This is a genomic window from Nocardioides sp. cx-169 (assembly GCF_021083605.1).
Taxonomy (GTDB): domain Bacteria; phylum Actinomycetota; class Actinomycetes; order Propionibacteriales; family Nocardioidaceae; genus Nocardioides.
Genome location: NZ_JAJNRO010000004.1, coordinates 272,884 through 297,475, shown reverse-complemented (window position 1 = coordinate 297,475; position 24,592 = coordinate 272,884). Strand labels below are relative to the sequence as shown.

Here is a 24,592-nt window from a genome sequence, read left to right as displayed (position 1 = left end):
TCGGGGCTCAGGGGTAGGTTCTGCACATGGATCTGATCCCGAGGCCCGGTCAGGTCGTCGCCGCGGCGGGCAACGTCGCACGAGTCGTGCTGCGCGGCGGCGTGGCCGACCTGCGCGGGACGCCGCGCACGCTGATCGACGAGGGTCCGCTGCGGCAGCTCTACCACTACCGGCCGGAGACCACGGTCGTCGAGCACGGCGACCCCGTGCTGCTGGTGACGCCGCCCGGGGCGCCGGGGCTGTGCTACGACCTGCGACGCGGCTGCTCCCTCGCCGAGCGTCTGGTGTCGGGCGGCCACCCGACGTACCAGGTGGAGTACGGCGAGGTGCGGTTCGAGGACCGAGACCTCGACCTCGACCCGTGGGTCAGCGACGTGCTCCCGGCGGCGGTCCGCGAGGTCTCCGCGCACGCCGGGGGCCGGCCGGTCCACCTGGTCGGCTGGAGCCTCGGGGGCATCCTCGCGCTGCTCACCGCCGCCGACGGGCCGGAGCTCCCGCTGGCGTCGCTGGCCGTGCTGGGCGCGGCGGTGGACCTCGACCAGGTGCCGCTCGTGGCGCCGGCGCGCCCGCTGCTCGACCCGACCCAAGGCTCGGGGCTGACCGCGCGCGGCGCCCAGGTGCTCGCCTCCCTCCCCCTGGTGCGATGGGCGTCCGGACACACGGCCGTCCAGCGGCTCCTCGCCAAGCCGGTCGCGGTCGGGACCCGCCTCGACGACACCGAGTTCCTCGCCCAGGTCGAGGCGGTGGACCGCTTCACCGCAGGCATGCGGGCCTACTCCGGTCGTGCCTACGGTCAGCTCTTCCACCGCTTCATCCGGGGCAACGCGCTCGCCAGCGGCTCGATCGAGCTCGGCGAGCGCACCATCTCCCTGGCCGGCGTCGACCGACCGGTGCTGGTCTTCGCGGGCGCGACCGACGGCATCGCCCCGCTGCCCGCCGTCCGGGCCGTCGAGCCCCTGCTCGAGAGCTCGCCCGAGGTCCGGTTCGAGATCGCGCCGGGCGGCCACCTCGGCATGCTCACGGGCCGCGAGGCCCGCTCGGGGACCTGGCCGACGCTCGATGACTGGCTCACCCAGTGGTCGAGCGAGCTGCCGCCCACGGTGCCCGCGGAGGCGGCCACGATCGGCACCCGCCGCCGGCGCCGGCACGGCTCCCAGTCCTCTCGGGCGCTCTCGACCTGACGGCGGCCTCGCAGAGCTGACGGCGGGGGCGGTGAATACGCCTTAGGGTGCGGGCATGTCCGCACCCGTGGCGAGCACCGCCGCACTGCCTCGCGCAGTCCGGATCGGCTACGGCTCGGGGTCGGTGGCCACTGGCGCCTTCGGCACCGTGCCCGGGCTGATGTTGCTGCCCTACCTCACCGACAGCCTCGGCATCGCGGCCCTCGTGGCGAGCGTCATCGTCTTCCTGCCGAAGGCGTGGGACGTCGTGCTCAACCCGATCGCGGGACGCATCAGCGACCGCACCGTCGACCACCGCGGGCCGCGCCGCCCCTGGTTGCTGCGCGCCGGGCTGACGCTCTCGGTCGCGTTCGCGCTGATCTTCGCCGCACCCGAGCTGGGGTCCAAGGTCGCCGAGGCGGCCTGGGTGCTGGTCGCCTTCCTGGCCTGCGCGACGGCGTACGCCTTCTTCCAGGTGCCCTACGTCGCGATGCCGGCCGAGCTGACGACGTCCTACGACGAGCGCACCCGGCTGATGACCTGGCGCGTGGCGATCCTGGCGTTGACGATCATGATCGCCGGCGCAACCGCTCCGGCGATCCGGGACGCGGTCGGTGGGCGTGACGGCTACCGCGTGATGGGGTTGGTGATGGCGCTGATCATCGCCGCCGGCGTCATCGGCGCCTACCGAGGGACCCGCGAGGCGCCCGTCGGCGCGGTGGAAGCCGGTCCCGGGTCGCTGCGCGACCAGCTGCGGATCGTGGCGACCGCCCGCGACTTCCGAAACCTGCTGACGACGTTCGTGATCCAGGCGCTGGCCACCGGCTGCATGCTCGCCGGCGTGGCCTACCTCGCCGAGGACGTGCTGGACAGCAAGGGCGCGGCGACGCTCCTGTTCGTCTGTTTCGTCGGGCCGGCACTGCTGCTGACCCCGGCGTGGTCGGCGATCGGGGCTCGGATCGGCAAGAAGCGCGGTTACGTCTACTCCTCGCTGATCCTCGCCGCGGGGGCCGCACTGGCCGTGGTGGCGCAGTCGGCTCCGGCCGCGGTCGTGTTCCTCGCGACGGGACTGGTCGGCGTCGGGTACGCCGGCTGCCAGGTGTTCCCGATGGCGATGCTGCCCGACGCAGCGGCCGTCGACGCCCGTCGCACCGGCAGCAACCGGGCCGGCGTCTACACCGGCGTCTGGACCGCGGGCGAGACGCTCGGGCTCGCGCTGGGCCCCGGCGTCTTCGCGCTGGTGCTGGCGCTGGGCGACTACCGCTCGAGCACCGACGGCGATGCCGTGCAGCCGGACTCCGCGCTCACGGCCATCGTGCTGGGCTTCTCCCTGCTGCCCGCCGCCCTCACGCTGCTCAGCCTCTGGTGGCTGAGTCGCTACTCCCTCGACGCCTCGGAGGTCGACGCATGACCCGCTCCCGCGACATCCTGGCCCGGCTCGACGTGCTGCGGCGCGGCGACGTGCCGGTCCACGGGGGCCGCACGCTGGCCTACGTCTACGACTCCGGGCTGGCCGAGGTGGACCAGCTCGGGCGCGACGCGGTGGCCGCGTTCGCCGGGGCCAACGGTCTCGACCCGACGGCCTTCCCCAGCCTGCTGCAGATGGAGAACGACCTGGTCGCGTTCGCCGCCGGGATCCTCGACGCCCCTGACACCGTCGTGGGATCGGTGACCTCCGGCGGCACCGAGTCGGTGCTGCTGGCGGTGCAGACCGCCCGGGACGCGCGCCCGGACGTGGCCGCGCCGTCGATGGTGCTGCCGAGCTCCGCGCACGCCGCGTTCCACAAGGCCGCGCACTACTTCGGCGTGCGCGCCGTCGTTGTCCCCTGCGGTCCGGACCTGCGCGCCGACGCGGCGGCCATGACGGCCGCCATCGACGACACCACCGTGCTGGTGGTCGCCAGCGCCCCGTCGTACGCACACGGGGTGGTGGACCCCGTCACCGAGATCGCCGCCGCCGCGGCAGCCCGCGGGGTGCGCCTCCACGTCGACGCCTGCATCGGCGGGTGGGTGCTGCCGTACGCCGGTCGCCTCGGCCGCGACGTGCCCGCGTGGACCTTCGCCGTCCCGGGCGTCACCTCGATCTCGGTCGACCTGCACAAGTACGGCTACGCGCCCAAGGGCGTCTCGCTCCTGCTGCACGCCACGCCGGCGCTGCGGCGCCCGCAGTTCTTCGCCTCCGCTGCGTGGCCCGGCTACACGATGCTCAACTCCACGATGCAGTCGACGCGCTCCGGCGGGCCGACGGCGGGCGCCTGGGCGGTCGTGCAGATGCTCGGGGACGAGGGCTACGACACGCTCGCCCGCGACGTCCTGGAGGCCACCGACCGGATCGCCGCCGGGGTGGCGGAGATCCAGGGGCTGCGGCTGCTCTCGCGGCCGGACTCGACACTCGTCGCGATCGCGACCGACGAGACCTGCGACCCGTTCACGATCTGCGACGAGATGGGCGAGCGCGACTGGTACGTCCAGCCCCAGCTCACCTACGGTGACGTCCCCGCCAACCTGCATCTCTCCGTCAGCGCCGCCACCCTCGCGCACGTCGACGACCTCCTCGCCTCGCTGGCGGAGTCGGTGCGCGTCGCCGTGGCCGCCGGTCCGGTGCAGGTGGACCCCGCAGTGGCGGCGTACGTCGCCACCCTGGACCCGGCCTCGATCACGGAGGAGGACTTCGACGGCCTGCTCGCCGCCGCGGGGCTGCTGGACGGTGGTGGCGAGGAGGGGCTCGCGCTGCCCGCGCGAAGGGCCGACATCAACGCCCTCCTCGACCTCGCCTCCCCTGCCCTGCGCGAGGCCGTCCTGCTGGCCTTCCTCGACCGCCTGTCGCGTCCCTCCGCAGGGTGACGAGGGACGTAGTCCCTCCCCCGGTGGTTGAGGAGGGACGAAGTCCCGTCTCGAAACCCTCAGGCCACCAGGTCGCCGTACTCCGGGTGGCGCTCGATGTAGCTCTTCACGAACGCACAGGTCGGGGTCACGCGCAGGCCACGGTCGCGGGCCTCGTCGAGGGCGTGCTTGACCAGGTTGCCGCCGATGCCCTTGCCCTCGAACTCGTCGCGCACCACGGTGTGGGTGAGGTCGATGCCGCCGTCGGTGAGCTCGTACTCCGCGAAGCCGGCGAGCGCGCCGTCGTAGGTGATCTCGAAACGGTGGTGCTCGGCGTTGTCGGTGACCTGGGTGGCAGCCATGGCCCCCAACCTACGACGGATCACCCAGCGGGAGGGCGACCTTTCGCCGCGGCGCTGAGGCGTCGTCCACAATAGGCCGCATGAGTGCGCTCGAGAGCCTCGTGGACAAGGGCCTCATGGCCCCGGACTGGGCCGAGGCGCTGGCCCCGGTCGACGACCGGATCGCCCGGATGGGCGCCTTCCTGCGCGAGGAGGTCGCGGCAGGACGGGGCTACCTCCCGGCCGGCGACCACGTCTTCCGCGCGTTCCAGCGCCCGCTCGCCGACGTACGCGTCCTCGTCGTCGGCCAGGATCCCTACCCCACGCCGGGCCACCCGATCGGGCTCAGCTTCGCGGTCGACGCGCACGTGCGGCCCGTGCCGCGCAGCCTCGCCAACATCTACCGCGAGCTGGCTACCGACGTCGGGGTCACCGCACCGGCGCACGGCGACCTCACCGCCTGGGCGGACCGGGGCGTCATGCTCCTCAACCGCGTCCTCACGGTCCGGCCAGGCGAGTCCGCCGCCCACCGCGGCCGCGGCTGGGAGGAGATCACCGAGTGCGCCATCCGTGCGCTGTCGCGTCGTGGCGGTCCGTGCGCGGCGATCTTGTGGGGACGCGACGCGCAGTCCCTCAAGCCGTTGCTGGCGCCGGTGCCGTGGGTGGAGTCGGTGCACCCGTCGCCGCTCTCGGCCAGCCGGGGGTTCTTCGGCTCCCGACCCTTCAGCAGGGTCAACCGGCTGCTGAGCGACCAGGGCGGCGAGGCGCTGGACTGGGACCTCCCCCAGGAATAAAGTTGAAACGTCAACCATTGAGGTGGGCATGAACGACTCCCGCATGCCGGCCCTCTACCTCGGCCACGGAGCACCCCCGCTCCTGGACGACCCGATCTGGTCCGGTGAGCTGGCCGCGCTGGCGCGCGACCTCCCGCGCCCCCAGGCGATCCTGATCGTCAGCGCGCACTGGGAGTCGGCGCCGGTCAGCCTCAGCGCCAACGGGGCGCCGCTCGTCTACGACTTCGGCGGCTTCGACGCGAAGTACTACCGGATGACGTATCAGACCCCCGACGCCACCGCGCTCGCGCAGCGCGTCGCCGCGATGATGCCGGCCCGCGAGCCCGTCCACCAACACGCCTCACGCGGGCTCGACCACGGCGCGTGGGTGCCGCTGCGGATCATGTACCCGGAAGCCGACATCCCGGTCCTGCAGATGTCGCTGCCGACCCAGGACCCGACGCGGCTCCTGGCGCTGGGCGAGCGCCTGCGCCCGCTGCGCGACGAGGGCGTGCTGATCATCGGCAGCGGCTTCCTCACCCACGGCCTGCCCTTCCTCACGGAGTTCCGCATCGAGGCGCCGGCCCCCGCCTGGTCACAGGACTTCGACGCCTGGGCCGGCGAGGCGCTGGCCCGCGGCGACGTGGACGCCCTGGCCAACTACCGCGCCGAGGCGCCCGGCATGCCGTACGCCCACCCCACCGTCGAGCACTACACGCCGCTGTTCGTCACCCTGGGCGCCGCCACCACCGCCGACGATCCGGGCATCCAGGTCATCGACGGCTTCTGGATGGGACTGTCCAAGCGCTCCCTCCAGGTGGCGTGACGCCCCAGTCCGGGACCGGCCCGGTCCTCACCCCACCCCGGTCGCCTCGTCCAGCTCGACCAGATCCGCCTCGGACGGCACCCAGCGCAACGCGGCGGCGTTGAGGCGGACCTGGTCGCCGGAGGTGGCGCCGGCGATGACCGAGGAGACGGCGGGCTGGGCGGCGAGGCCCGCGATGGCCACGTCGAGCATCGACAGGTCACGAGCCTCCGCGTAGGCGGTCACGGCCTCGATCCGGTCCCAGTCGGCCTGGGCGAGCCACTGTGCGCGGGCGGGGTCGAGGTCAGCCCGGGAGCCGGCGGGGGCGGCCTGGCCGCGGCGGTACTTGCCGGTCAGCAACCCGTACTCCAGCGGGAAGAACGGCAGGATCCCGAGGCCGAAGTGCTCGCAGGCCGGGACCACCTCGTCCTCGATGCTCCGGTCGAGCAGCGAGTAGCGGTTCTGCACGGAGACGAAGCGCTCCAGCCCGGCGGAGCGGGACGTCCAGTCCGCGTCGGCGACCTGCCAGGCGTCGAGGTTGGAGCACCCGAGGTAGCCGATCTTGCCCTCGTGGACCAGGTCGGTGAGGACCGTCAGCGTCTCCTCGATCGGCGTGACCTCGTCGGGGACGTGCAGCTGGTAGAGGTCGATGTGATCGACCCGCAGCCGCCGCAGCGAGCCCTCGACCGCGCGCCGCACGTAGCGACGCGACGCGCGAGCACCGTGGTCCTCCCCGTACTCGCCGCGCATGTCCATGCCGAACTTGGTGGCCACGACGAAGTGGTCCCGCTGCCCGGTGAGCGCCTCCCCGAGCAGCGACTCGCTGCCCCCCGGCGGGTCGCCGTAGGTGTCGGCGGTGTCGAGCAGCGTGATCCCGGTGTCGCGGGCGGCGGCCAGGATGTCGCGTACGCCGGCCAGCTCGACGCGCCTGCTGAAGGCGTTGCAGCCGATGCCGACCGCACTCACCATCAGCCCGGAGTCGCCCAGGGGCCGGTACTCCATCTCACTCACGGCCCGAGCCTACGGAGACGTCGCCGGTCGGGCGCGACTCCGAGCCGGGCACCGCCATCAGCGTGCGCACGTCCTCCTGCAGGCGCGGCCCCAGCTCGCCCCACCCCGGCCCGTAGCCGTAGAGCTCGCGCAGCGAGATCCGAGAGCGGGTGCCGTCGAGGAGGTCGACGTCGTCGGGCCCGATGAGGGCCGGGTGGACGACGCCGACGGCCTCGCTGACCTTGATCAGGTCCCGGCGCAGCGAGGTGAGGTAGTTGGCCGTCCGCACCCCCTTCAGGGTCGGGTCGAGGCCGCGTTGCAGCCAGGAGTTCTGGGTCGCGACGCCGGTGGGACAGTGGTCGGTGTGGCACTTCTGGGCCTGGATGCAGCCGATCGCCAGCATCGCCTCGCGCCCCACCTGGACCAGGTCGGCACCGAGCGCGAACGCCACCGTCGCGTTCTCCGGCAGGCCCAGCTTGCCGCCGCCGATGAACGTGACGTCGTCGGTCAGGCCGGCCGCGGCGAAGCGCCGGTAGACCTCGCTGAACGCGACCCGGAAGGGGTAGGCCACCGAGTCCGCGAACACCATCGGCGCCGCGCCGGTGCCGCCCTCGCCGCCGTCGATGTTGACGAAGTCGACGCCCCGCTGGCCGCCGACCATCTCCTCGACGAGGCGGTCCCAGAAGTCGAGGTTGCCGACCGCCGACTTGATCCCCACCGGCAGCCCGGTCTCGGTGGCGACGAGCTCGACGAAGTCGAGCATCGAGTCGACGTCGTGGAAGACCTGGTGCCGGCTCGGCGAGGCGCAGTCCACGCCGGCCTTGATCCCGCGGATCTCCGCGATCTCGTCGCTCACCTTGGCTGCCGGCAGCATGCCGCCCAGGCCCGGCTTGGCGCCCTGCGACAGCTTGATCTCGATCGCGCGGACGGGCGCCCCGGCCACCAGGTCCTTGAGCCGCGCCAGGTCGAAGCGCCCGTCATCGTCGCGGCACCCGAAGTACGACGTGCCGATCTGGAAGACCAGCTCGCCGCCGTTGCGGTGGTAGGGCGAGAGCCCGCCCTCGCCGGTGTTCTGCAGGCAGCCGGCCAGCTCGGCGCCCCGGTTGAGCGCCTCGATCGCGTTGGCCGAGAGCGAGCCGAAGCTCATCCCCGAGATGTTGACGACCGACCCCGGGCGGAAGGCCAGAGCGCGGCCGCGGGCCGCGCCGAGGATCTTGGCGGCGGGCACCCGGACGCCTTCCTCGGCGTGCCGCCCGGTGGCGGCGCCGGGCCCGGTGAACGTGCGGTGCTTGATGATCGGGTAACCCACGACGTTCTCGACGTCGTTGTCGGTGCCGAAGCCGAAGTAGGCGTTCTCCAGCTTCGAGGAGGCGTAGACCCAGCGCCGCTGGTCACGGCTGAAGGGCCGCTCCTCGTCGTTCGACGTGACGATGTACTGGCGCAGCTCGGGGCCGAACCGCTCCAGCTGGAAGCGCAGGTGCCCGATCACCGGGAAGGTGCGCAGGATCGCATGCTTGCGCTGGGTCAGGTCGTGTGCGGCCACGGCGCCGAGCGCGGCGGCGCCCAGCGCGGCCGCCCGAGTGAGCTTCATACCCCTAGAGGTACCCGCAAACCCGCCCGACCGACAGGGCAGGAGGCCAGCAGGTCAGCGGATGCGGGTCCTGCGCATCATCCGGAGCCCGGACAGCATCCCCTTCACGTACTCGTCGTAGTCCTGGCCGGGGCGCGCGCCCATGACCTGCTTCTTGAGCACCGCCAGGTTCTGCACGTCGGTGTACTTGGTCAGGCCCTGGTCGCCGTGGCGGGCACCGACGCCGGACTGCTTGACGCCCCCCGACGGCGTCCCCTTCGACGCGAACGCCGTGGCGAGGATGTCGTTGATGTTGACGTTGCCCGACTCGATGCGCCGGGCGACGGACTCGGCCCGCCTCAGGTCACCGCCCCACACCGAGGCGTTGAGGCCGTACTCGGTGTCGTTGGCTAGCTCGACGGCCTCATCGACCGTGCGGTAGCGGTGCAGGGCCACGACCGGGCCGAAGGTCTCGGTGGAGCCGGCCAGCATGTCCTGGGTGACGCCCTCGAGGATCGTCGGCTCGAAGAACGCCGGCCCGAGGTCGGGGCGCGCCCGACCCCCGGTCACCAGGGTGGCCCCCTTGGCGAGCGCGTCCGTCACGTGCGCCTGGACCCGCTCCTTGTGCTCGGGCGAGACCAGCGAGCCCATCTCGGGCTCGAAGTCGTACGACGCCCCCACCGACAGCGACTGCGCCGCGGCGGCGAACCGCGCCTTGAACTCGTCGTAGTGCGCCTCGGGCAGGTAGATCCGCTCGATGTGCATGCAGATCTGGCCGGTGTTGCCGAAGGCCCCGAAGACGGCGCCCTGGACGGTCTCCTCCAGGTCGGCGTCGTCGAGGACGATCATCGGGTTCTTGCCCCCGAGCTCGAGGCAGCAGCCGATGAGGTTGCGGCCGGCCCGCTCGCCGATCACCCGCCCGGTGGCGGTGGAGCCGGTGAACATCACGTAGTTGGCGTGGTCGATCAGCGTGGGCCCGACGTCCACTCCCTCTCCGCACACCACCTGGAACAGCCCCTGGGGGAGCCCCGCCTCCTCGAGCATCTCGATGCCGTGGAGCGGCGACAGCGCGGTCTTGTTGTCGGGCTTGAGGACCACGCCGTTGCCGGCCATGAGGGCGGTGATCGCGTCGGACATGCCGGTGGCGAAGGGGAAGTTCCACGGCGCGATGACGCCCACGACGCCCTTGGGCTGGCGGATCTCGGTCGAGGTGGTGAGGAACGGGACCGGGCCGCCGCGCTTGACCGGTGCGAGCAGCCGGGGAGCGCGCTTGAGGTAGTGGCTCATCACCATCGGCGGGTCGCAGCTCTCCTCGATCGCCATCCGCCGGTTCTTGCCGCTCTCGACCTGGATGAGGTCGGTGGTCGTGACCGCGTTGTCGAGGAAGATCCGGTGCGCGCGGTCGAAGACCGCGAGCCGCCTCTTGAGCGGCCAGGACGCCCACTCGCGCTGCGCGGAGCGCGCCGTCGCGAACGCCGCCTCGATGTCGGCCGGGGTCGACTGCGGGAGCTCGACGAGCACCTCGCCGGTGTAGACCTCGGTGAGCTTCCAGGTGCCGCCACTGGTGGACGGGACCCGGGAGACGAGCCGCTGGAGGAAGGCGTCGGTGACCGACGCCGGGCGCTGCAGGGTCATGTTCATGCCCCCTGGGATCCGGTGCTGCCGAGGACGAGGTCGGCGCCGCGCTCGCCGATCATGATCGCGGGCGCGTTGGTGTTGCCGCCGGTGATGGACGGCATGATCGAGGCGTCGCACACGCGCAGCCCCTCGACGCCGCGGACCCTGAGGTCCGGGCCGACCACAGCCAGCTCGTCGACGCCCATCCGGCAGGTGCCGACGCCGTGGTAGACCGAGGTCGCCCGGTTGAGGATCGCGTGGCGCAGCTCGGAGCCGCGAAGCCCCTTGCCGGGGTGGATCTCCTCCTTGACCGCGCCACCGAACGCAGCGCCGCCCATGATCTCGCGCACCATCTCCGAGCCCTCCGCGAGGACCTCGAGGTCGGCGTCGTCGGCGAGGTACTGGAAGTCGATCAGCGGCGCCGCGGTCGGGTCGCCCGAGGCCAGGCGCAGCGTGCCCCGGCTCTTGGGGTAGATCAGCGTGGCGAGCAGCGTCAGCGACGTACGCGGGTCCACCTTGTGCTGGATCGGCTCGTCCTGGTTGGGCGAGACATAGGACCAGGGCAGCAGGTGCAGCTGCAGGTCGGGTACGTCGGTCGCCTGCGACGTCCGCAGGAACGCGACCGACTCGAAGACCGAGTTGGCGAGGAAGGTCCTGCCCGGACGCAGCGCCTCCTGGGCCACACCCCTGGCGAAGAAGAACGCATTGCCGCGCATCTTCGACGTGGTCGTGTGGAAGGTCAGCGCGTGGAACATGTGGTCGTGCAGGTTGTCGCCGACCGGGAGGTCCGCGACGACCTCGATGCCGTGGTCGATGAGGTGCTGCGCATGGCCGATGCCGGAGAGCATCAGCAGCTGCGCCGAGCCGACGAAGCCGGCCGAGAGGATGACCTCCTTGCCGGCACGCACCGTGCGCCGCGACCCGTCCTTGTCGGTGACCTCCACGCCGGTGGCGCGGCCGCCCTCGATGGCGACCCTGGTGACCAGGACCTCGGACTGCAGCTGCAGCGAGGGCACGTCGAGGTGGTGGAGGTAGCCGCGCGAGGCGCTGTAGCGCAGACCATGGGCGGCGTTCTGCTGCATCCGACTGACGCCCTCCTGCGACTCCGCGTTGTAGTCGTCGAGGATCTTCACGCCGATGGCGTCGGAGGTGGCCTGGATGAACTGCAGCGTCCCCTCCTGGGGCGCCTTGTTGCGGGTGATCTTGATCGGCCCGCCGGCGCCGCGGTACCGGCTGGGGCCGTCCTCGAAGTCCTCCAGGCGCCGGTAGGCGTCGTTGACCTCGTCGGCCGACCAGCCGGTGTTGCCCTCGGCGGCCCAGGCGTCGTAGTTGGCGCGGTTGCCGCGGACGTAGACCATGCCGTTGATCGAGCTGGAGCCGCCGACCACCTTGCCGCGCGGCACCGGCATCGTGCGGTCGAGGAGGTGCTTCTGCGGCGTGGAGTAGTAGCCCCAGTCGACGCGGGCCTTGATCTGCGGCACCGAGTGCATCGGCCCGATCATGCCGGGCTTCTTGACGAGGTACTGCTCGTCGCTCTTGCCGGCCTCGAGCACGATCACGCTGGCGCCGGACTGGGCGAGGCGACCGGCGATGGCAGCCCCGGAGCTGCCGGAGCCGACCACCACGTAGTCGGCTTCGTTGCGATAGGGGGCAGCCTTGGCCATCAGTGGGTCCTCGCGTCGGTCGAGTGATGCCGGGCCGCAACTGTAACGCGTTCTAGTTTGCTCCGCACAGGCCTTGGACGGGACACTCATCGCCGTGCAGATCCTCTCGATCCAGTCCTCGGTCGCCTACGGCCACGTCGGCAACTCCGCGGCAGTCTTCCCGCTCCAGCGGCTCGGGCACGAGGTCTGGCCGGTGATCACCGTGCACTTCTCCAACCACACCGGGTACGGCGCCTGGCGCGGGCCGCTCCTCGCGCCGGCCGACGTCGCCGAGGTCATCGCCGGCATCGGCGACCGCGGCGTGCTCGGCAAGGCGGACGCGGTGCTGTCGGGCTACCAGGGCGACCCGGCCATGGGCCAGGTCATCCTCGACGCCGTCGCCACCGTGAAGTCGGCCAACGCCGACGCCGTCTACTGCTGCGACCCCGTGATGGGCGACGTCGGACGCGGGATGTTCGTCAAGCCCGGCATCCCGGAGTTCCTCCGCGACACCGTCGTCCCCACCGCCGACATCATCACCCCCAACCACTTCGAGCTCGACTTCCTGGCCGGGACGAGCACCACCACGCTCGAGGAGGTGCTGGCGGCCGTCGACGTCGTACGTGACCGCGGCCCCCGCGACGTCCTGGTCACCAGCGTCCTGCACGCCGGCTCCGACCCCGACTCGCTCGACGTCGTCGCCGTCTCCGACGCCGGCGCCTGGGTCGTCACCACCCCCCTGCTGCCCATCACGCCCAACGGCTGCGGCGACGTCACAGCCGCGCTCTACCTCGCCCACCTGCGCACCACCGGCTCCCCCGCGCTCGCCCTGGGCCGCACCACGTCCTCGGTCTTCGCGATCCTCGAGGCGACCCTCGCCGCCGGCACCCGCGAGATCCAGCTCGTCGCCGCCCAGGACGCCATCGCGCACCCGCCCGAGCGGTTCGAGGTGCGCCGGCTGCGCTGAGGTGGCGCGGGGGGGGCGTGGGGCGTGAGATTCACCGGGTGCCCGGTGAAACTCCTGCCTCCCCGACAAAGCTTCGTGGGGGAAGCGTGAGTTTCACCGGGTGCCCGGTGAAACTTGTGACGAGCCCGGACGCGTCTCCCCTCACAGAGCCGCGTGAGAGAATCGAACTCTCGACAATCGCATTACAAGGGCGATGCTCTGCCAACTGAGCTAACGCGGCACGCTCTCGCGCGGGGCAATCCTAGGCGGTGTCGCGCGGCTCGGTCTCAGGGGCGCCTTTGGCATGGAAGGCGTCGACGAAGGCACGCTGCTCGTCGGTCTCCGGCACCGGGACCCCGCGCGCGGCCGTCAGGCGCGCCCAGGCCTCGGCCGGGCTCACCCCCTCCGCCACGAGGAGGGCGGCGGCGAGCACCGAGGACCGGCCGATGCCGCCACGACAGTGGACGACCACATGCTCACCGTCGGCCAGCGCGGCCGCCACCTCGCCGACGAGTGCCCAGGCCGCGTCCTGATCCGGCACTCCGAAGTCGGCGACCGGCAGCCGGTGGAAGCGCACCCCGGCGCCCTCCGCCACGGCCTCCTCGTCAGCCAGCCCGAGCTGGGCCGCCTCCGGCTCCGGAAGCAGGCAGACGACCCGCTCCACCCCGGCCGCGGCCAGCCGCGTCAGGTCGTCGTACGACGGCATCGTCATCGTGCTCAGGGTCCCGGCCCCGTCCCGGGCGACGGCGAACAACTCCATGCCCCGATCCTGCCACCGCCGCTCATCCCGGGCGGGCCGCCGACGCGACGCTCGAGCACCCGTCCGCGCCGCCTCCGCGACGTTTTGGCAGACTCGCCCGGTGACCGACGCGCCCGCTCCCGAGAGCCGCGCCGCCAAGCTCCTGGTGCTGGTCGGCATCGTGGCGCTGGCCTTCAACCTCCGCCCGGCTGCGGTGAGCGTGGGGCCGGTGCTCGACGAGATCCGCGACGGTCTCGGGATGTCCGGCACGGAGGCCGGCGTGCTCACGTCGCTACCGGTCCTCGCGTTCGCGCTGTTCGGCGGGCTGGCGCCGCGACTCGCCCGGCGGGTGGGCACGCACCGGCTCACCCTGGTCGCCCTGCTGTGCGTGGTCGCCGGGCTCTTCCTGCGCAGCCGGACGGACCCCGTCGCCCCGTTCCTGGCGCTCTCGCTCCTGGCGCTGGGCGGCATGGCCACGGCCAACGTCATCCTGCCGTCCCTGGTGAAGCAGCACTTCCCGCAACGGGTCGGCCTCCTGACCGCGCTCTACTCCACGGCGCTGGCCATCGGCCTGACCGCCGCCTCGGTCAGCACCGTCCCGATCGGTGAGGCCCTGGGCGACTGGCGCGACGGCCTCGCGGTGTGGGCGCTCACCGCCGCCGTCGCGGCGCTGCCCTGGCTGGCTCTGCTCCGCCACGACCGCCCGCACGCCGACCCCGACCGGGCAGGCCACGCGCCGATCGGCCTGCTGGCGGTCGCCCGCACCCGGCTCGGCCGGGCGATGGGGCTCTCCTTCGGGCTGCAGTCGCTGCAGGCGTACGCGATCTTCGGCTGGTTCCCCGCGATCTTCCGCGACGCCGGCTACTCCGCGGCGCAGGCCGGGGTGCTGCTCGGTGTCATCACCGGGGTGAGCATCCCGCTGTCGTTCGTGATCCCCTCGCTCGCCGCTCGCCGCACGGACCAGCGCTCGATCGTGTGGGTGGTGGTGGGCTGCTACCCGCTCGGCTACGCCGGCATGATCCTGGCGCCGTACGACGGTGCCTGGCTGTGGGCGGTGCTGGTGGGCGTCGGAACCTGCACGTTCCCGCTGATCCTCACCCAGATCGGGTTGCGGGCGCGGACGCCGGCGGGCACCGCCGCGCTGTCCGGCTTCACCCAGTCGACGGGGTACCTGCTGGCGGCGCTGGGACCGTTCGGCGTCGGGCTGCTGCACGACGCGAGCGGGGGCTGGCCCGTCCCGCTGCTGGCCCTGATCGCGCTGAGCGTCCCGCTCCTGGCCGTGGGCCTGTCCGTCGCGCGACCGGAGTACCTCGAGGACCAGCTCGCTAGCTCATCCCGCCGTCGAAGGCGAGCACGGACCCGGTGATCATGCGGGCGTCCTTCGAGGCGAGGTAGACGATCGCGGAGCCGATCTCGGCGGGGCTGATCGCCCGGCCGGGCAGCATCATCATCAGCCGGTCGGCCAGCCGCGGGTCGAGGTCCGGCGGGAAGATGCTGGCGACGTGGGACACCATCGGAGTGTCGACGGTGCCGGGGCAGATCGCGTTGACCCGGATGCCGTCGGGCGACAGCTCCAGCGCCAGCGCCTTCGTCAGCATGGTCAGGCCGCCCTTCGCGGCGGCGTACGCCGTGGCATAGGGCTGCGCGACGCGGCCGGCCACCGAGGAGACGTTGACGACGTTGCCGCCGCCCGCCTTGAGGTAGGGCAGCGCGGCCTGCGTCAGCAGGAAGGGGCCCTTGAGGTCCACCGTGTGCACGCGGTCCCACTCGTCCTCGGTGATCTGCTCGAAGCGACCGAACTGCACGATCCCCGCCACGTTGGCCAGCACGTCGATCCGCCCTCCCCCGGCGCAGACGGCGACCGCGTCATCGATGGACCCGCGGTCGGCCATGTCGCACTGGACGAAGGTCACCCCCTCGGGGACGCCCGCCCGGATGTCCAGCCCGAACACCACGTCGCCCAGGTCGCGGAAGAGCTCGGCCGTGGCGAACCCGATCCCGCTCGCTGCGCCCGTGACGACGACGACGCGCTGGGGCTGCCCGGGGGTCTCGGCCATGCGCGGAGCGTAGCAGCGAACTAGAACCTGTTCTCGTCTCGGCGGGGCTCCTCCCTCCCCCGGCTCGAGCGCCGGGTCGTGCGAGGCTGGGAGCGTCATGAGCCTGCTGAACGAGCCGCACCACGACGGCTCTCCCCTGTACCTGCCCGACGACCGGCCCACGCCCGACGGCACGGTCGCCGTCCGCATGCGCACGCACACCGGCGATCCCGTGACGGCCGCCTGGGTGCGCACCACGTACGACGCCGAGCCGGTCTTCCACGAGTGCCGCATCGAGCGCCGCGACGGCGACACCGTCTGGTGGACCGCGCAGCTGCCGGCGCACAACCCGGTGACCCACTACCGCTTCCTCCTCGACGGGCCCGACGGGCAGCGCTGGCTCACCGCGGCCGGGCTGGTCGAGCACGACCCGCCCGACGCCTTCGACTTCACCGTCACCTGGCACGAGCCCGCGCCCGACTGGGGCCGCGACGGCGTCGTCTACCAGGTCTTCCCCGACCGCTTCGCGCGCTCGGCACGCGCCGACGAGCGGCCCACCCCGGACTGGGCGCTGCCCGCGGCGTGGGACGACGAGGTGGTCTTCGAGCTCGACGACCCGCGTACCGCCGTGCAGCTCTACGGCGGCGACCTCGATGGCGTGGTCGAGCACCTCGACCACGTGGCCGACGTCGGCGCCACGATCCTCTACACGACGCCGGTCTTCCCGGGCGAGAGCAACCACCGCTACAACGCCTCCACCTTCGACGGCGTCGACCCCCTGCTCGGCGGGGACGACGCCTACGCGCGCCTCAGCGCCGCCGTCCACGCGCGCGGCTGGCGGATCCTCGGCGACCTGACCACCAACCACACCGGGGACACCCACGAGTGGTTCCTCGACGCCGCCGCCGACCCCGCCTCCGAGCGGCGCACCTGGTACCACTTCCGGCCCGACGGCAGCTACGAGTGCTGGATGGGCTGGCAGAGCCTGCCCAAGCTCAACCACGCCGACGAGGGCGTCCGGCGCGCGATGGTCGCCGGTGCGGACAGCGTGGTGGCGCGCTGGCTGCGCCCGCCGTTCGACGTCGACGGCTGGCGCATCGACGTCGCCAACATGACCGGCCGGCTCGGCGCGATCGACGTCAACCACGACGTCGCCCGCGACGTACGGCGTACGGTCGCGGAGGGGCGCCCCGACGGGCTGGTCATCGGCGAGCACAACCACGACGCCTCGGGCGACCTCGAGGGCGACGGCTGGCACGGCACCATGAACTACTCCGGCTTCGCCTGGCCCGTCTGGTCCTGGCTGCGCGACCCCGCCTCGCCGGCCCGGGCCTTCGGCCGTCCGGTCCCCGTCTCCCGTCGGCCGGGCGGGAGCGTCCAGCGCGCGCTGCGCGAGTGGCAGGCCCGCTACGGCTGGCGCGCCACCGGCGCGTCGTGGAACGTGCTCGGCTCCCACGACAGCGCCCGGATCCGCACCGTGGTCGGCGACCCGGCGCTGCACCGGCTCGCCGCCGGGCTTCAGTTCACGCTGCCCGGCGTCCCCATGGTCTTCGCCGGCGACGAGATCGGCCTCGGGGGCGTCGCCGGGGAGGACTCGCGCCGGCCGATGCCGTGGGACCGCCCCGAGACCTGGGACCGCACCACGCTGGCGACGTACTCCGCCCTCGCGAGGGCCCGCGCCGAGCACGTGGCCCTGCGCCGCGGCAGCCTGCGCTGGGCGCACGTCGACGACGACTGCCTGATGTACCTGCGCGAGCACCCCGCCGGCTCGGTGCTCGTCTGCGCCCGGCGAGCGGGGGGTCGGGCGGTGGACCTGCCGCTCGAGCTGGGCGAGGTGCTGGTCTCGACCGAGGACGCCCCCGTCGGGCCGCACGCCTCCGAGCACCCTGGATTGACCGTCTGGCGGGTCTAGGGTGGCGGGTATGGCCCTCCACATCGTGGCCAACCGGCCCGACCCAGCGCTGCTGCGCCTGCCATGGGCGACCTGTCTGGAGGAGTGGGACGACCGCTACGTCGTCCCCCTGCCGCGCGGCCTGTCACGACACATCGTGCGGATCGTGCGGCTCGGCGAGCGGACCTACGCGATCAAGGAGACGGTCGCGGACATCGCGTTCAAGGAGTACCACCTGCTGCGCGACCTCAACCGGCTCGGGCTGCCCGCGGTGCGGCCCCAGGGCGTGGTCACCGGGCGCGTGGACCCCGAGGGCAACGAGCTGCCGGCGGCGCTGCTGACCGAGCACCTGCGGTTCTCGCTGCCCTACCGCAGCCTGTTCGCGCACGGTCTCGCCGCCGACAACGTCCCTTCGCTCATCGACGCGCTGGTGGTGCTGCTGGTCAGGCTGCACCTCGAGGGCTTCTTCTGGGGCGACGTGTCCCTGTCGAACGTGCTGTTCCGGCGCAACGCCGGCGGCTTCGCGGCGTACCTCGTCGATGCCGAGACCGGCGAGCTCCGCGGCAGCCTGTCGCAGCAGATGCGCGGGTACGACCTGACCATCGCCACCGAGAACGTCTTCGCCGAGCTGCTCGACCTGCAGGCCAGCGGCTCCCTCGACGAGCACGCCGAGGCCCTCGAGGTGGCGGGCTCCATCGAGGAGCGGTACGCCGCCCTGTGGGGCGAGCTGACCGATGTCGAGGAGTTCTCGGCCGACGAGATGTGGCGCATCGAGCAGCGCATCGAGCGGCTCAACGACCTCGGCTTCGACGTCGACGAGCTCGACATCGTCACCGACCTCGGTGGCGACCAGGTCCGCATCCAGCCGAAGGTCGTCGAGCTCGGCCACCATCGCCGCGAGCTGCAGGCGCTCACCGGGCTCAACGTCGAGGACGGCCAGGCCCGCCGGCTGCTCAACGACATCGCGTCCTTCACGGCCCACCACGACCTCGGCCGCGAGGACCGCACGCTCGTCGCCAACCGCTGGCTCATCGACGTCTGGGAGCCCATCACCGCCATGATCCCGGCCGACCTGCGCGGCAAGCTCCCACCCGCGGAGTTCTTCCACGAGGTGCTCGTGCACCGCTGGTACCTCTCCGAGCAGGCCGGCCACGAGGTCAACATCCGCGACACCGCCCGCGACTACGTCGAGCACGTCCTGCCCCACCGCCCCGACGAGGTCGTCACGGCGCCGGCCGACGTCCGGGATAGTCCCTAACGAATGCGCGCATCAGGGAGCGCTCTCATCGCAATTTCGTGAGGGACTACCCCGACGGAGGGCTCAGCGCAGGAGGTCTCGGCCGATCACCATGCGCTGGATCTGGTTGGTGCCCTCGAAGATCTGGGTGACCTTGGCGTCGCGGAAGAGGCGCTCGACGGGGTAGTCGCGAGTGTAGCCGTTGCCGCCGAGGACCTGGACCGCGTCGGTGGTGACCCGCATGGCGACGTCGCTCGCGGTGAGCTTGGCGATGCTGGCCTGGCGGGAGAACGGGCGGCCGGCGCCCTTGAGCCGGGCCGCGTGCAGGTACGTCGCACGCGCGCGCTCGACGTCCGCGGCCATGTCGGCGAGCAGGAACTGCATCCCCTGGAACTCCCCGACCGCCCGGCCGAACTGCTCCCGCTCCCCCGCATAGGCCACGGCGTGGGCCAGGGCCGCCTGCGCGATGCCGGTGGCGACGGCGGCGATGCCGAGCCGGCCCGCGTCGAGGGCGGAGAGCGCCACCCGCATGCCGGCGCCCTCGTCGCCGATGCGGTGCGCGGCCGGGATCCGTGCCCCGTCGAAGAGCACCTGGGTGGTGACGTCACAGTGCAGCCCGAGCTTCTTCTCGGGGGCACCGAAGCTCATCCCCGGGGTGTCGGCCGGCACGATGAAGGCCGACAGCCCGCGCTTGGGGTCCTCGCCGGTGCGGGCGAAGAGGATGTAGTAGTCGGCGCAGGAGCCGTTGCTGATCCACTGCTTGGTGCCGGTGATGACGTACTCGCCGGAGGCCTCGTCCAGGACCGCCTTGGTGCGGATCGCGCTGACGTCGGAGCCGGCCTGCGGCTCGGAGAGGCAGTAGGCGCCGAGCCAGTCACCGGCGAGCATCCGCGGCAGCCAGGTGGCGCGCTGCTCGTCGGAGGCGTTGGCGGCCACCACCGTGGCGGTGAGGGAGTGCACCGAGGCGCCGACGCCCACGCTGGGCCAGGCAGTGGCGATCTCCTCGATCACCTGCAGGTAGACCTCATAGGGCTGTGCGCCACCGCCGACCTCCTCGGGGAACGGCAGGCTCAGCAGGCCCGACCGGCCGAGCAGCAGGTAGGCGTCGGCCGGGAACTCCGCCCGCTCCTCCATCGCGTCGACCTGGGGCGCCAGCTCGCGGGTCGCGATGTCGCGCGTCAACGCGAGCAGCGCCTCGGCGTCCTCGTCGGGCAGCAGTCGGTCCACGGCGGTCGGCACGCCGACCACTCTAGGTCCCGGCCGACGCTCCTAGGCGACCACGGTGGGCGCGGTCAGCATCGCGGAGGCCATGACGACCAGGTTGTCGACGAACCGGCTCGTGGGGAGCTGCCCGCGGTGACGCTCGTCGCCCGCGAGCGCCCGGACGCGTCGGGCCACGGTGCCCAGGACGAAGGCGGTCATCAGGTTCAGCCGCTCGTCGCGCAGCTCCTCGTCGAGCTGCGGCAGCCGCTCCAGCAGCGTGGCGTAGACCTCGTAGGCCCCGCTGCCGGCCAGCGCCGCCTCGACCTCGGGGCTGTACGTCGAGGGGTCGTGCTCGGACAGCTCGGCGATGATCACCAGGTAGTTGGCGCCACTGATCGACTGCTCGGCGAGCTCCACGCAGGGGCGGACGATCGCCTCGACGACCGAGGCGACGTCGTCGTCGGACCGGTTGCGCGCGGCCGCGAGGAGCTCGAGCTCGCGCTCGTGCAGGAAGGCGTTGTGCTGCTCCAGGACCGCGACGAGGAGTCCGTCGCGACCGCCGAAGTGGTAGTGGACCGCGCCGCGGTTGCGCTGCCCTGCCTGGCGCGTGATCTCGACCAGGGAGGCCGACTGGATGCCGTGGTCGGCGAAGCCCTGGGTCGCCGCCTCCACGAGGCGCTGCCGGGTCGTGACCATCTCGCCAGACTAGGGCCTCCCAGGCCTACGGGCTGTAGTCCAGCGGGACGAATTCCCCGACGTCGAACCGGCCGTTGGACTGCAGGACGACCGGCTGCAGCCCGGCCGGGCGGCCGTCGGCGTACGTCAGGAGGGTGACCTGCGCCGGGCGGCGGATCTTGCTGCCGATCGCGATGGCGTACGCCGCCCCGCCGGTCGTGCCGGTGGTGAAGGAGTAGCCGACCCGACCGTCCTCGGCCGTCACGGCCGTCGGTCCGTCCTGCACGTGCAGGTGGCCGCCGACGACCAGGTCGGTGCAGCCGCGGGCGAGCGCCTCGTCACCGAGGTCGGAGTCGTGGACCAGCACGGTCGCGACGCGCTCGCCCCCCTCGTCGGCGGCGCAGGCGGCGTCGGCCAGGCGGTCCCCGACCTCGGCGTAGCTCAGGCCGGTCTCGTCGCGCCAGCTGCCGAGGCCGCTGGAGCGGGGGTCGCCGACCCCAAGCAGTCGGGTGCCGCCGGGCCCATCGACCGGCTCGCCGTCGAGCACCGTCCAGCCCTGCTCGTCGAGGTAGTCGGCGACGAACGGCCCGTTGTCGTGGTTGCCGGTGACGGCCCAGTGCCCGTCATAGCCGTCGAAGGCGGCCGTGACCGAGTCGAGCGAGAACGCCTCCCAGGCCTTGCCGGTCGACGTGTCGTCGCCGGCGTCGAAGACCGCGGTGGCGCCGCCCGCGTCCGCGATGGCGCGGGCCACGGCGTCCATGCCGATGTTGTCGTGGCGGTCGGAGATCAGGGCGACGACGGTCTCGTCCTCCTCGGGCTCGCGCAGCGCCAGGCCCGCGGCGTCCTCGGCGGCCCGGGCGTAGAACTCCTCGCTCTTGGCGTAGGTGTCGACCGCGCTCTCGATGAGCCGGCGGGTCTGCGAGGTGGTGACGTCGCCGAGCACCTCGACGCCGTCGGCCTCCTCGGGGATCGGGACCGTGGGACCGAGGAAGGTGGACAGCGACACCCATCTGCGCCCGGACTCGACGCGCTCGTCCTCGTCGTCCCAGGGCTCCCACAGGCCGATGACCATCAGCGGCACGAAGAGCGCCGCAAGCGCCCCCCGCCGAGACAGCGCCTGGCGGGCCAGCTCGCGGCGGCGAGCGGCCCCCACGGCCGCGAACAGCAGGACCGGCACCAGCCCGAGCACGGCGCCGCGCAGCAGCGCATCGACCAGCAGCCCCTGGATCGCGCCCTTGACCTTGCGGACGGCACCGTCGGGCTGGCTGGCCAGCACCGCGTAGCGCTCGACCAGCGCCTCGGTCGACGGCGCCTCGGTCTTGCCCAGACTGATGTCGGCGCCGATGGGCGATCCGGAGTCGACGCGCAGGTCCGGCAGCACCGGGCCGGTGTGCAGCACCGCCCGGCCGGTCAGGTCGGGCCGGATCACCGCATCGTGGCTGGCCAGCGTGACCGTCCGGCTGCTGTTGAGGAACACCAGCGCCGACGCGACCAGCGCCAGCCCGAGCCAGGCAGCCACGTAGGACAGCCCGATCGCGCCGCGCACCGTCGTACGACCGACCCGCCCGCGGTGGCCCCTCGGCTCGTCGGGCTGCGGCGCCACGGGATCGGTCAGGCCCGCGCCTGCGCGATCGCGTAGAGGGCGACCGAGGCCGCGACCCCCGCGTTGAGCGACTCCAGGCTGTGAGCCATCGGGATCGAGACCAGCTGGTCACAGGTCTCGGCGACCAGGCGCGAGAGCCCGTTGCCCTCCGAGCCGACGACGAGCACCAGGGGCCCGTCTGCCAGGTTCAGGTCGGGCAGCGACACCTCGCCGTCCGCCGCCAGGCCGACCACCATGCAGCCGGCGTCCTGGAAGGCCTTGAGCTGGCGGACCAGGTTGACCGTCTGTGCCACCGGGATCCGGGCGGCGGCGCCGGCGCTGGTCTTCCAGGCCGACGCGGTCATGCCGGCGGCGCGCCGCTCGGGGATGACCACGCCGTGCGCGCCGAAGCCCGCGGCGCTGCGGATCACCGCGCCCAGGTTGCGCGGGTCGGTGACCGAGTCGAGCGCCACGATCAGCGGCGGCTCGTGGTTGGCCGCGGCCAGGTCGAGCAGGTCGTCGGCGTGGGCGTACTCGTACGGCGGGATCCGCGCGGCCAGGCCCTGGTGGACGGCGCCGCTGGTCATCCGGTCCAGCTCGCCCTTGCTCACCTCGAGCAGGTTCAGGCCCCGGTCGGACGCGATCTGGAAGGCCTCGCGCAGCCGGCCGTCGCGCTCGGCGCCCTCGGCGACGTAGACGCCGGTGACCGGCACGCCCTCCCGCAGCGCCTCCACGACGGAGTTGCGCCCGGCGACCCACTCGGCCTCGGTGCCCTTCTTGCGCGGGCGGGTCGAGGTCGAGCGCTGCGACCTCTGCTCGGCCTTGTAGGCCTTGTGGTACGGGCGCTCCTTGGCCTTGGGCGTGGGGCCCTTGCCCTCCAGGCCGCGCTTGACCCGCCCACCGGATCCGGCCGTGGGCTTCTTGCTGGTCTTGCGGATCGCGCCTTTGCGGCTCGAATTGCCGGCCACGTCAGTGTCCTTTTCGGTGGTTGAGGAGCGAGCGAAGCGAGCGTCTCGACCTGTACTGAGGAGCGAGCGCAGCGCTCGTCCTGTGGTGCGAGCCTGCGAGCCTCGAAGGGAGCGTCTCGAAGTGAACCCCGGGCGTCACAGGGTCCACCTTGCTCCGGCAGGGGTGTCCTCGATCTCGATCCCCGCTGCCTTGATCTGGTCGCGGATGGCGTCCGCGCGCGCGAAGTCCTTCTCCGCCCTGGCCTGGGCCCGCTGCTCGAGCAGGCCGGCCACGAGGACGTCGACGGCGGCACTCAGCTTGGCGTCGCCGCCGGAGCCGCCCCAGGCGGGGTCGTCCGGGTGCAGGCCGAGCACGTCGAGCATGGCCAGCACCTCGGCGGCGGCCGTGGAGGCATCTCCTTCGGCGGCCAGCAGCCGGTTGCCCTCGCGGACCGCGTCATAGAGGACCGCCACCGCCGCCGGCGTACCGAGGTCGTCGTCCATCGCCGCGACGAAGGCGTCCGGGAGGGTGCCGGTCTCGACCTCGGGGGCACGCTCCAGGAAGCTCTCGATGCGGCGCAGCCCGGCCGCGGCCTCGTCGAGCGCCTCGAAGCTGAACTCCACGTGCGAGCGGTAGTGGGCCATGAGCAGGTAGAAGCGCAGCTCGATGCCGCGGTAGCGCTGGAGCACCGCGGGGATGGTCAGCGAGTTGCCGAGCGACTTGCTCATCTTCTCGCCGGCGGTGGTGATCCAGGCGTTGTGCATCCAGTAGGTCGCGAAGGGGCGACCGGCGGCACGGGACTGGGCCTGCTCGTTCTCGTGGTGCGGGAAGCGCAGGTCGACACCGCCGCCGTGGATGTCGAAGGCCGCGCCGAGGTACTTGCCGGCCATCGCGGAGCACTCGATGTGCCAGCCGGGGCGACCCGGTCCCCAGGGGCTGGGCCAGGCGGCGGTCTCGGGCTCGCTCTCCTTCTTCCAGCCCTTCCACAGGGCGAAGTCACGGGGGTCGCGCTTCCCACGCGGATCAGCGTCCTCGGCGGCGGCCATGTCCTCGATGCCCTGCCGGGTCAGCTCGCCGTACGACGGCCACGACCGCACGTCGAAGTAGACGTCGCCGGATCCGTCCTCGGCGGGGTAGGCGTGGCCCTTGACGATGAGCTCGGCGATCAGCTCGATCATCTCCGGGACGTGGCCGGTCGCGGCCGGCTCGTAGGTGGGCGGCGCGACGTTGAGCGCGCGGTAGGCGCGGTCGAGCTCTCGGTGCATCTCGTAGGCGAGGTTGTACCAGGGGCGGCCCTGCTCGGCGGCCTTGGTGAGGATCTTGTCGTCGATGTCGGTGACGTTGCGGATGAAGGTGACGTCGAAGCCGCGGTGGCGCAGCCAGCGCTGCAGGACGTCGAAGTTGACGCCGGAGCGGACGTGGCCGACGTGTGGCTCGGACTGCACGGTGAGCCCGCACAGGTAGAGACCCGCCTTCCCCTCCTCGAGGGGGACGAAGTCTCGGACCTCGCGGGTCGCGGTGTCATAGAGCCGGAATGTCACCTGCCAAGTCTAGGAGTTGCGGGTGCCCAGACCCGCATCGAGCGAGTCTGTGACAGAAGTGACTGGTGTGAC

At 72.5% G+C, this 24,592-nt stretch carries 21 protein-coding genes and 1 tRNA gene; 9 read left to right on the top strand and 13 right to left on the bottom strand.

Annotation, left to right across the window (positions count from 1 at the left end):
• Positions 1 to 26 precede the first annotated feature (26 nt).
• From LRP67_RS07140 to LRP67_RS07130, 3 genes are read left to right on the top strand one after another with little or no spacing between them, the layout of a single operon-like run.
• Positions 27 to 1,181, top strand: coding sequence for an alpha/beta fold hydrolase (locus LRP67_RS07140; RefSeq protein ID WP_231269489.1), 1,155 nt, complete (start codon positions 27 to 29; stop codon positions 1,179 to 1,181).
• A 55-nt stretch (positions 1,182 to 1,236) separates the two neighbouring features.
• On the top strand, positions 1,237 to 2,571 hold the full coding sequence (locus LRP67_RS07135; protein WP_231269488.1) for an MFS transporter: 1,335 nt from the start codon (positions 1,237 to 1,239) through the stop codon (positions 2,569 to 2,571).
• Positions 2,568 to 4,004: an aminotransferase class V-fold PLP-dependent enzyme gene (locus LRP67_RS07130; RefSeq protein ID WP_231269487.1), complete on the top strand. Its 1,437-nt coding sequence runs from the start codon at positions 2,568 to 2,570 to the stop codon at positions 4,002 to 4,004. The genes LRP67_RS07135 and LRP67_RS07130 overlap by 4 nt, the downstream gene beginning before the upstream one ends.
• Positions 4,005 to 4,063: 59 nt before the next feature.
• On the opposite strand, the gene LRP67_RS07125 is transcribed toward LRP67_RS07130, so the two are convergent.
• Entirely contained in the window at positions 4,064 to 4,345 is a 282-nt protein-coding gene (locus tag LRP67_RS07125) for a GNAT family N-acetyltransferase (RefSeq protein ID WP_231269486.1), read from the bottom strand.
• A gap of 80 nt (positions 4,346 to 4,425) precedes the next feature.
• On the opposite strand from LRP67_RS07125, the gene LRP67_RS07120 reads away from it, so the two are divergent.
• A complete protein-coding gene (locus LRP67_RS07120; protein WP_231269485.1) occupies positions 4,426 to 5,118 on the top strand; it encodes a uracil-DNA glycosylase in 693 nt (230 codons plus the stop codon).
• A gap of 28 nt (positions 5,119 to 5,146) precedes the next feature.
• Positions 5,147 to 5,923, top strand: coding sequence for a dioxygenase (locus LRP67_RS07115; RefSeq protein ID WP_231269484.1), 777 nt, complete (start codon positions 5,147 to 5,149; stop codon positions 5,921 to 5,923).
• Positions 5,924 to 5,950: 27 nt separating this feature from the next.
• Here LRP67_RS07115 and LRP67_RS07110 read toward each other — a convergent pair whose 3' ends face one another.
• From LRP67_RS07110 to LRP67_RS07095, 4 genes are read right to left on the bottom strand one after another with little or no spacing between them, the layout of a single operon-like run.
• Positions 5,951 to 6,904 (bottom strand): aldo/keto reductase, encoded by a 954-nt coding sequence (locus tag LRP67_RS07110; RefSeq protein ID WP_231270002.1) that lies wholly within the window; start codon positions 6,902 to 6,904, stop codon positions 5,951 to 5,953.
• A 1-nt stretch (position 6,905) separates the two neighbouring features.
• Positions 6,906 to 8,483, bottom strand: coding sequence for an FMN-binding glutamate synthase family protein (locus LRP67_RS07105; protein ID WP_231269483.1), 1,578 nt, complete (start codon positions 8,481 to 8,483; stop codon positions 6,906 to 6,908).
• 54 nt (positions 8,484 to 8,537) lie between these two features.
• On the bottom strand, positions 8,538 to 10,097 hold the full coding sequence (locus LRP67_RS07100; RefSeq protein ID WP_231269482.1) for a succinic semialdehyde dehydrogenase: 1,560 nt from the start codon (positions 10,095 to 10,097) through the stop codon (positions 8,538 to 8,540).
• Positions 10,098 to 10,099: 2 nt separating this feature from the next.
• On the bottom strand, positions 10,100 to 11,743 hold the full coding sequence (locus LRP67_RS07095; protein WP_231269481.1) for a GMC family oxidoreductase: 1,644 nt from the start codon (positions 11,741 to 11,743) through the stop codon (positions 10,100 to 10,102).
• A gap of 94 nt (positions 11,744 to 11,837) precedes the next feature.
• Here LRP67_RS07095 and pdxY point away from each other — a divergent pair, with 94 nt between their 5' ends.
• Positions 11,838 to 12,689 carry a pyridoxal kinase PdxY gene (gene pdxY / locus LRP67_RS07090; RefSeq protein WP_231269480.1) on the top strand — a complete coding sequence of 284 codons (852 nt, stop codon included), beginning with the start codon at positions 11,838 to 11,840 and terminating at the stop codon, positions 12,687 to 12,689.
• Positions 12,690 to 12,836: 147 nt separating this feature from the next.
• Here pdxY and LRP67_RS07085 read toward each other — a convergent pair.
• Together LRP67_RS07085 and LRP67_RS07080 are read right to left on the bottom strand one after the other, a co-directional pair.
• Positions 12,837 to 12,909 (bottom strand) — tRNA-Thr (locus tag LRP67_RS07085).
• Positions 12,910 to 12,930: 21 nt separating this feature from the next.
• Positions 12,931 to 13,428, bottom strand: coding sequence for a beta-lactamase hydrolase domain-containing protein (locus tag LRP67_RS07080; protein ID WP_231269479.1), 498 nt, complete (start codon positions 13,426 to 13,428; stop codon positions 12,931 to 12,933).
• 100 nt (positions 13,429 to 13,528) lie between these two features.
• Between LRP67_RS07080 and LRP67_RS07075 the strand changes: the two genes are divergently transcribed.
• On the top strand, positions 13,529 to 14,773 hold the full coding sequence (locus tag LRP67_RS07075) for an MFS transporter (RefSeq protein WP_231269478.1): 1,245 nt from the start codon (positions 13,529 to 13,531) through the stop codon (positions 14,771 to 14,773).
• Here the strand turns inward: LRP67_RS07075 and LRP67_RS07070 are convergent.
• Entirely contained in the window at positions 14,733 to 15,464 is a 732-nt protein-coding gene (locus LRP67_RS07070; protein WP_231269477.1) for an SDR family NAD(P)-dependent oxidoreductase, read from the bottom strand. The genes LRP67_RS07075 and LRP67_RS07070 overlap by 41 nt on opposite strands.
• Before the next feature lie 97 nt (positions 15,465 to 15,561).
• Between LRP67_RS07070 and LRP67_RS07065 the strand changes: the two genes are divergently transcribed.
• Positions 15,562 to 17,355 (top strand): glycoside hydrolase family 13 protein, encoded by a 1,794-nt coding sequence (locus LRP67_RS07065; protein WP_231269476.1) that lies wholly within the window; start codon positions 15,562 to 15,564, stop codon positions 17,353 to 17,355.
• A gap of 10 nt (positions 17,356 to 17,365) precedes the next feature.
• The gene (locus tag LRP67_RS07060; protein WP_231269475.1) at positions 17,366 to 18,592 is read left to right on the top strand and encodes a DUF4032 domain-containing protein; all 1,227 of its coding nucleotides are present in this window, start codon (positions 17,366 to 17,368) and stop codon (positions 18,590 to 18,592) included.
• Positions 18,593 to 18,655: 63 nt separating this feature from the next.
• Here the strand turns inward: LRP67_RS07060 and LRP67_RS07055 are convergent, their stop codons facing one another.
• The 5 genes from LRP67_RS07055 to cysS form a co-directional block, all read right to left on the bottom strand.
• Positions 18,656 to 19,810 carry an acyl-CoA dehydrogenase family protein gene (locus LRP67_RS07055; RefSeq protein ID WP_231269474.1) on the bottom strand — a complete coding sequence of 385 codons (1,155 nt, stop codon included), beginning with the start codon at positions 19,808 to 19,810 and terminating at the stop codon, positions 18,656 to 18,658.
• 30 nt (positions 19,811 to 19,840) lie between these two features.
• Positions 19,841 to 20,470, bottom strand: coding sequence for a TetR family transcriptional regulator (locus LRP67_RS07050; protein ID WP_231269473.1), 630 nt, complete (start codon positions 20,468 to 20,470; stop codon positions 19,841 to 19,843).
• Between the two features lie 25 nt (positions 20,471 to 20,495).
• On the bottom strand, positions 20,496 to 22,052 hold the full coding sequence (locus LRP67_RS07045; RefSeq protein ID WP_231269472.1) for a metallophosphoesterase: 1,557 nt from the start codon (positions 22,050 to 22,052) through the stop codon (positions 20,496 to 20,498).
• Between the two features lie 8 nt (positions 22,053 to 22,060).
• The gene (rlmB, locus tag LRP67_RS07040) at positions 22,061 to 22,999 is read right to left on the bottom strand and encodes a 23S rRNA (guanosine(2251)-2'-O)-methyltransferase RlmB (protein ID WP_231269471.1); all 939 of its coding nucleotides are present in this window, start codon (positions 22,997 to 22,999) and stop codon (positions 22,061 to 22,063) included.
• A gap of 135 nt (positions 23,000 to 23,134) precedes the next feature.
• Positions 23,135 to 24,520 (bottom strand): cysteine--tRNA ligase, encoded by a 1,386-nt coding sequence (gene cysS / locus LRP67_RS07035; RefSeq protein ID WP_231269470.1) that lies wholly within the window; start codon positions 24,518 to 24,520, stop codon positions 23,135 to 23,137.
• Between the last annotated feature and the right edge of the window lie 72 nt (positions 24,521 to 24,592).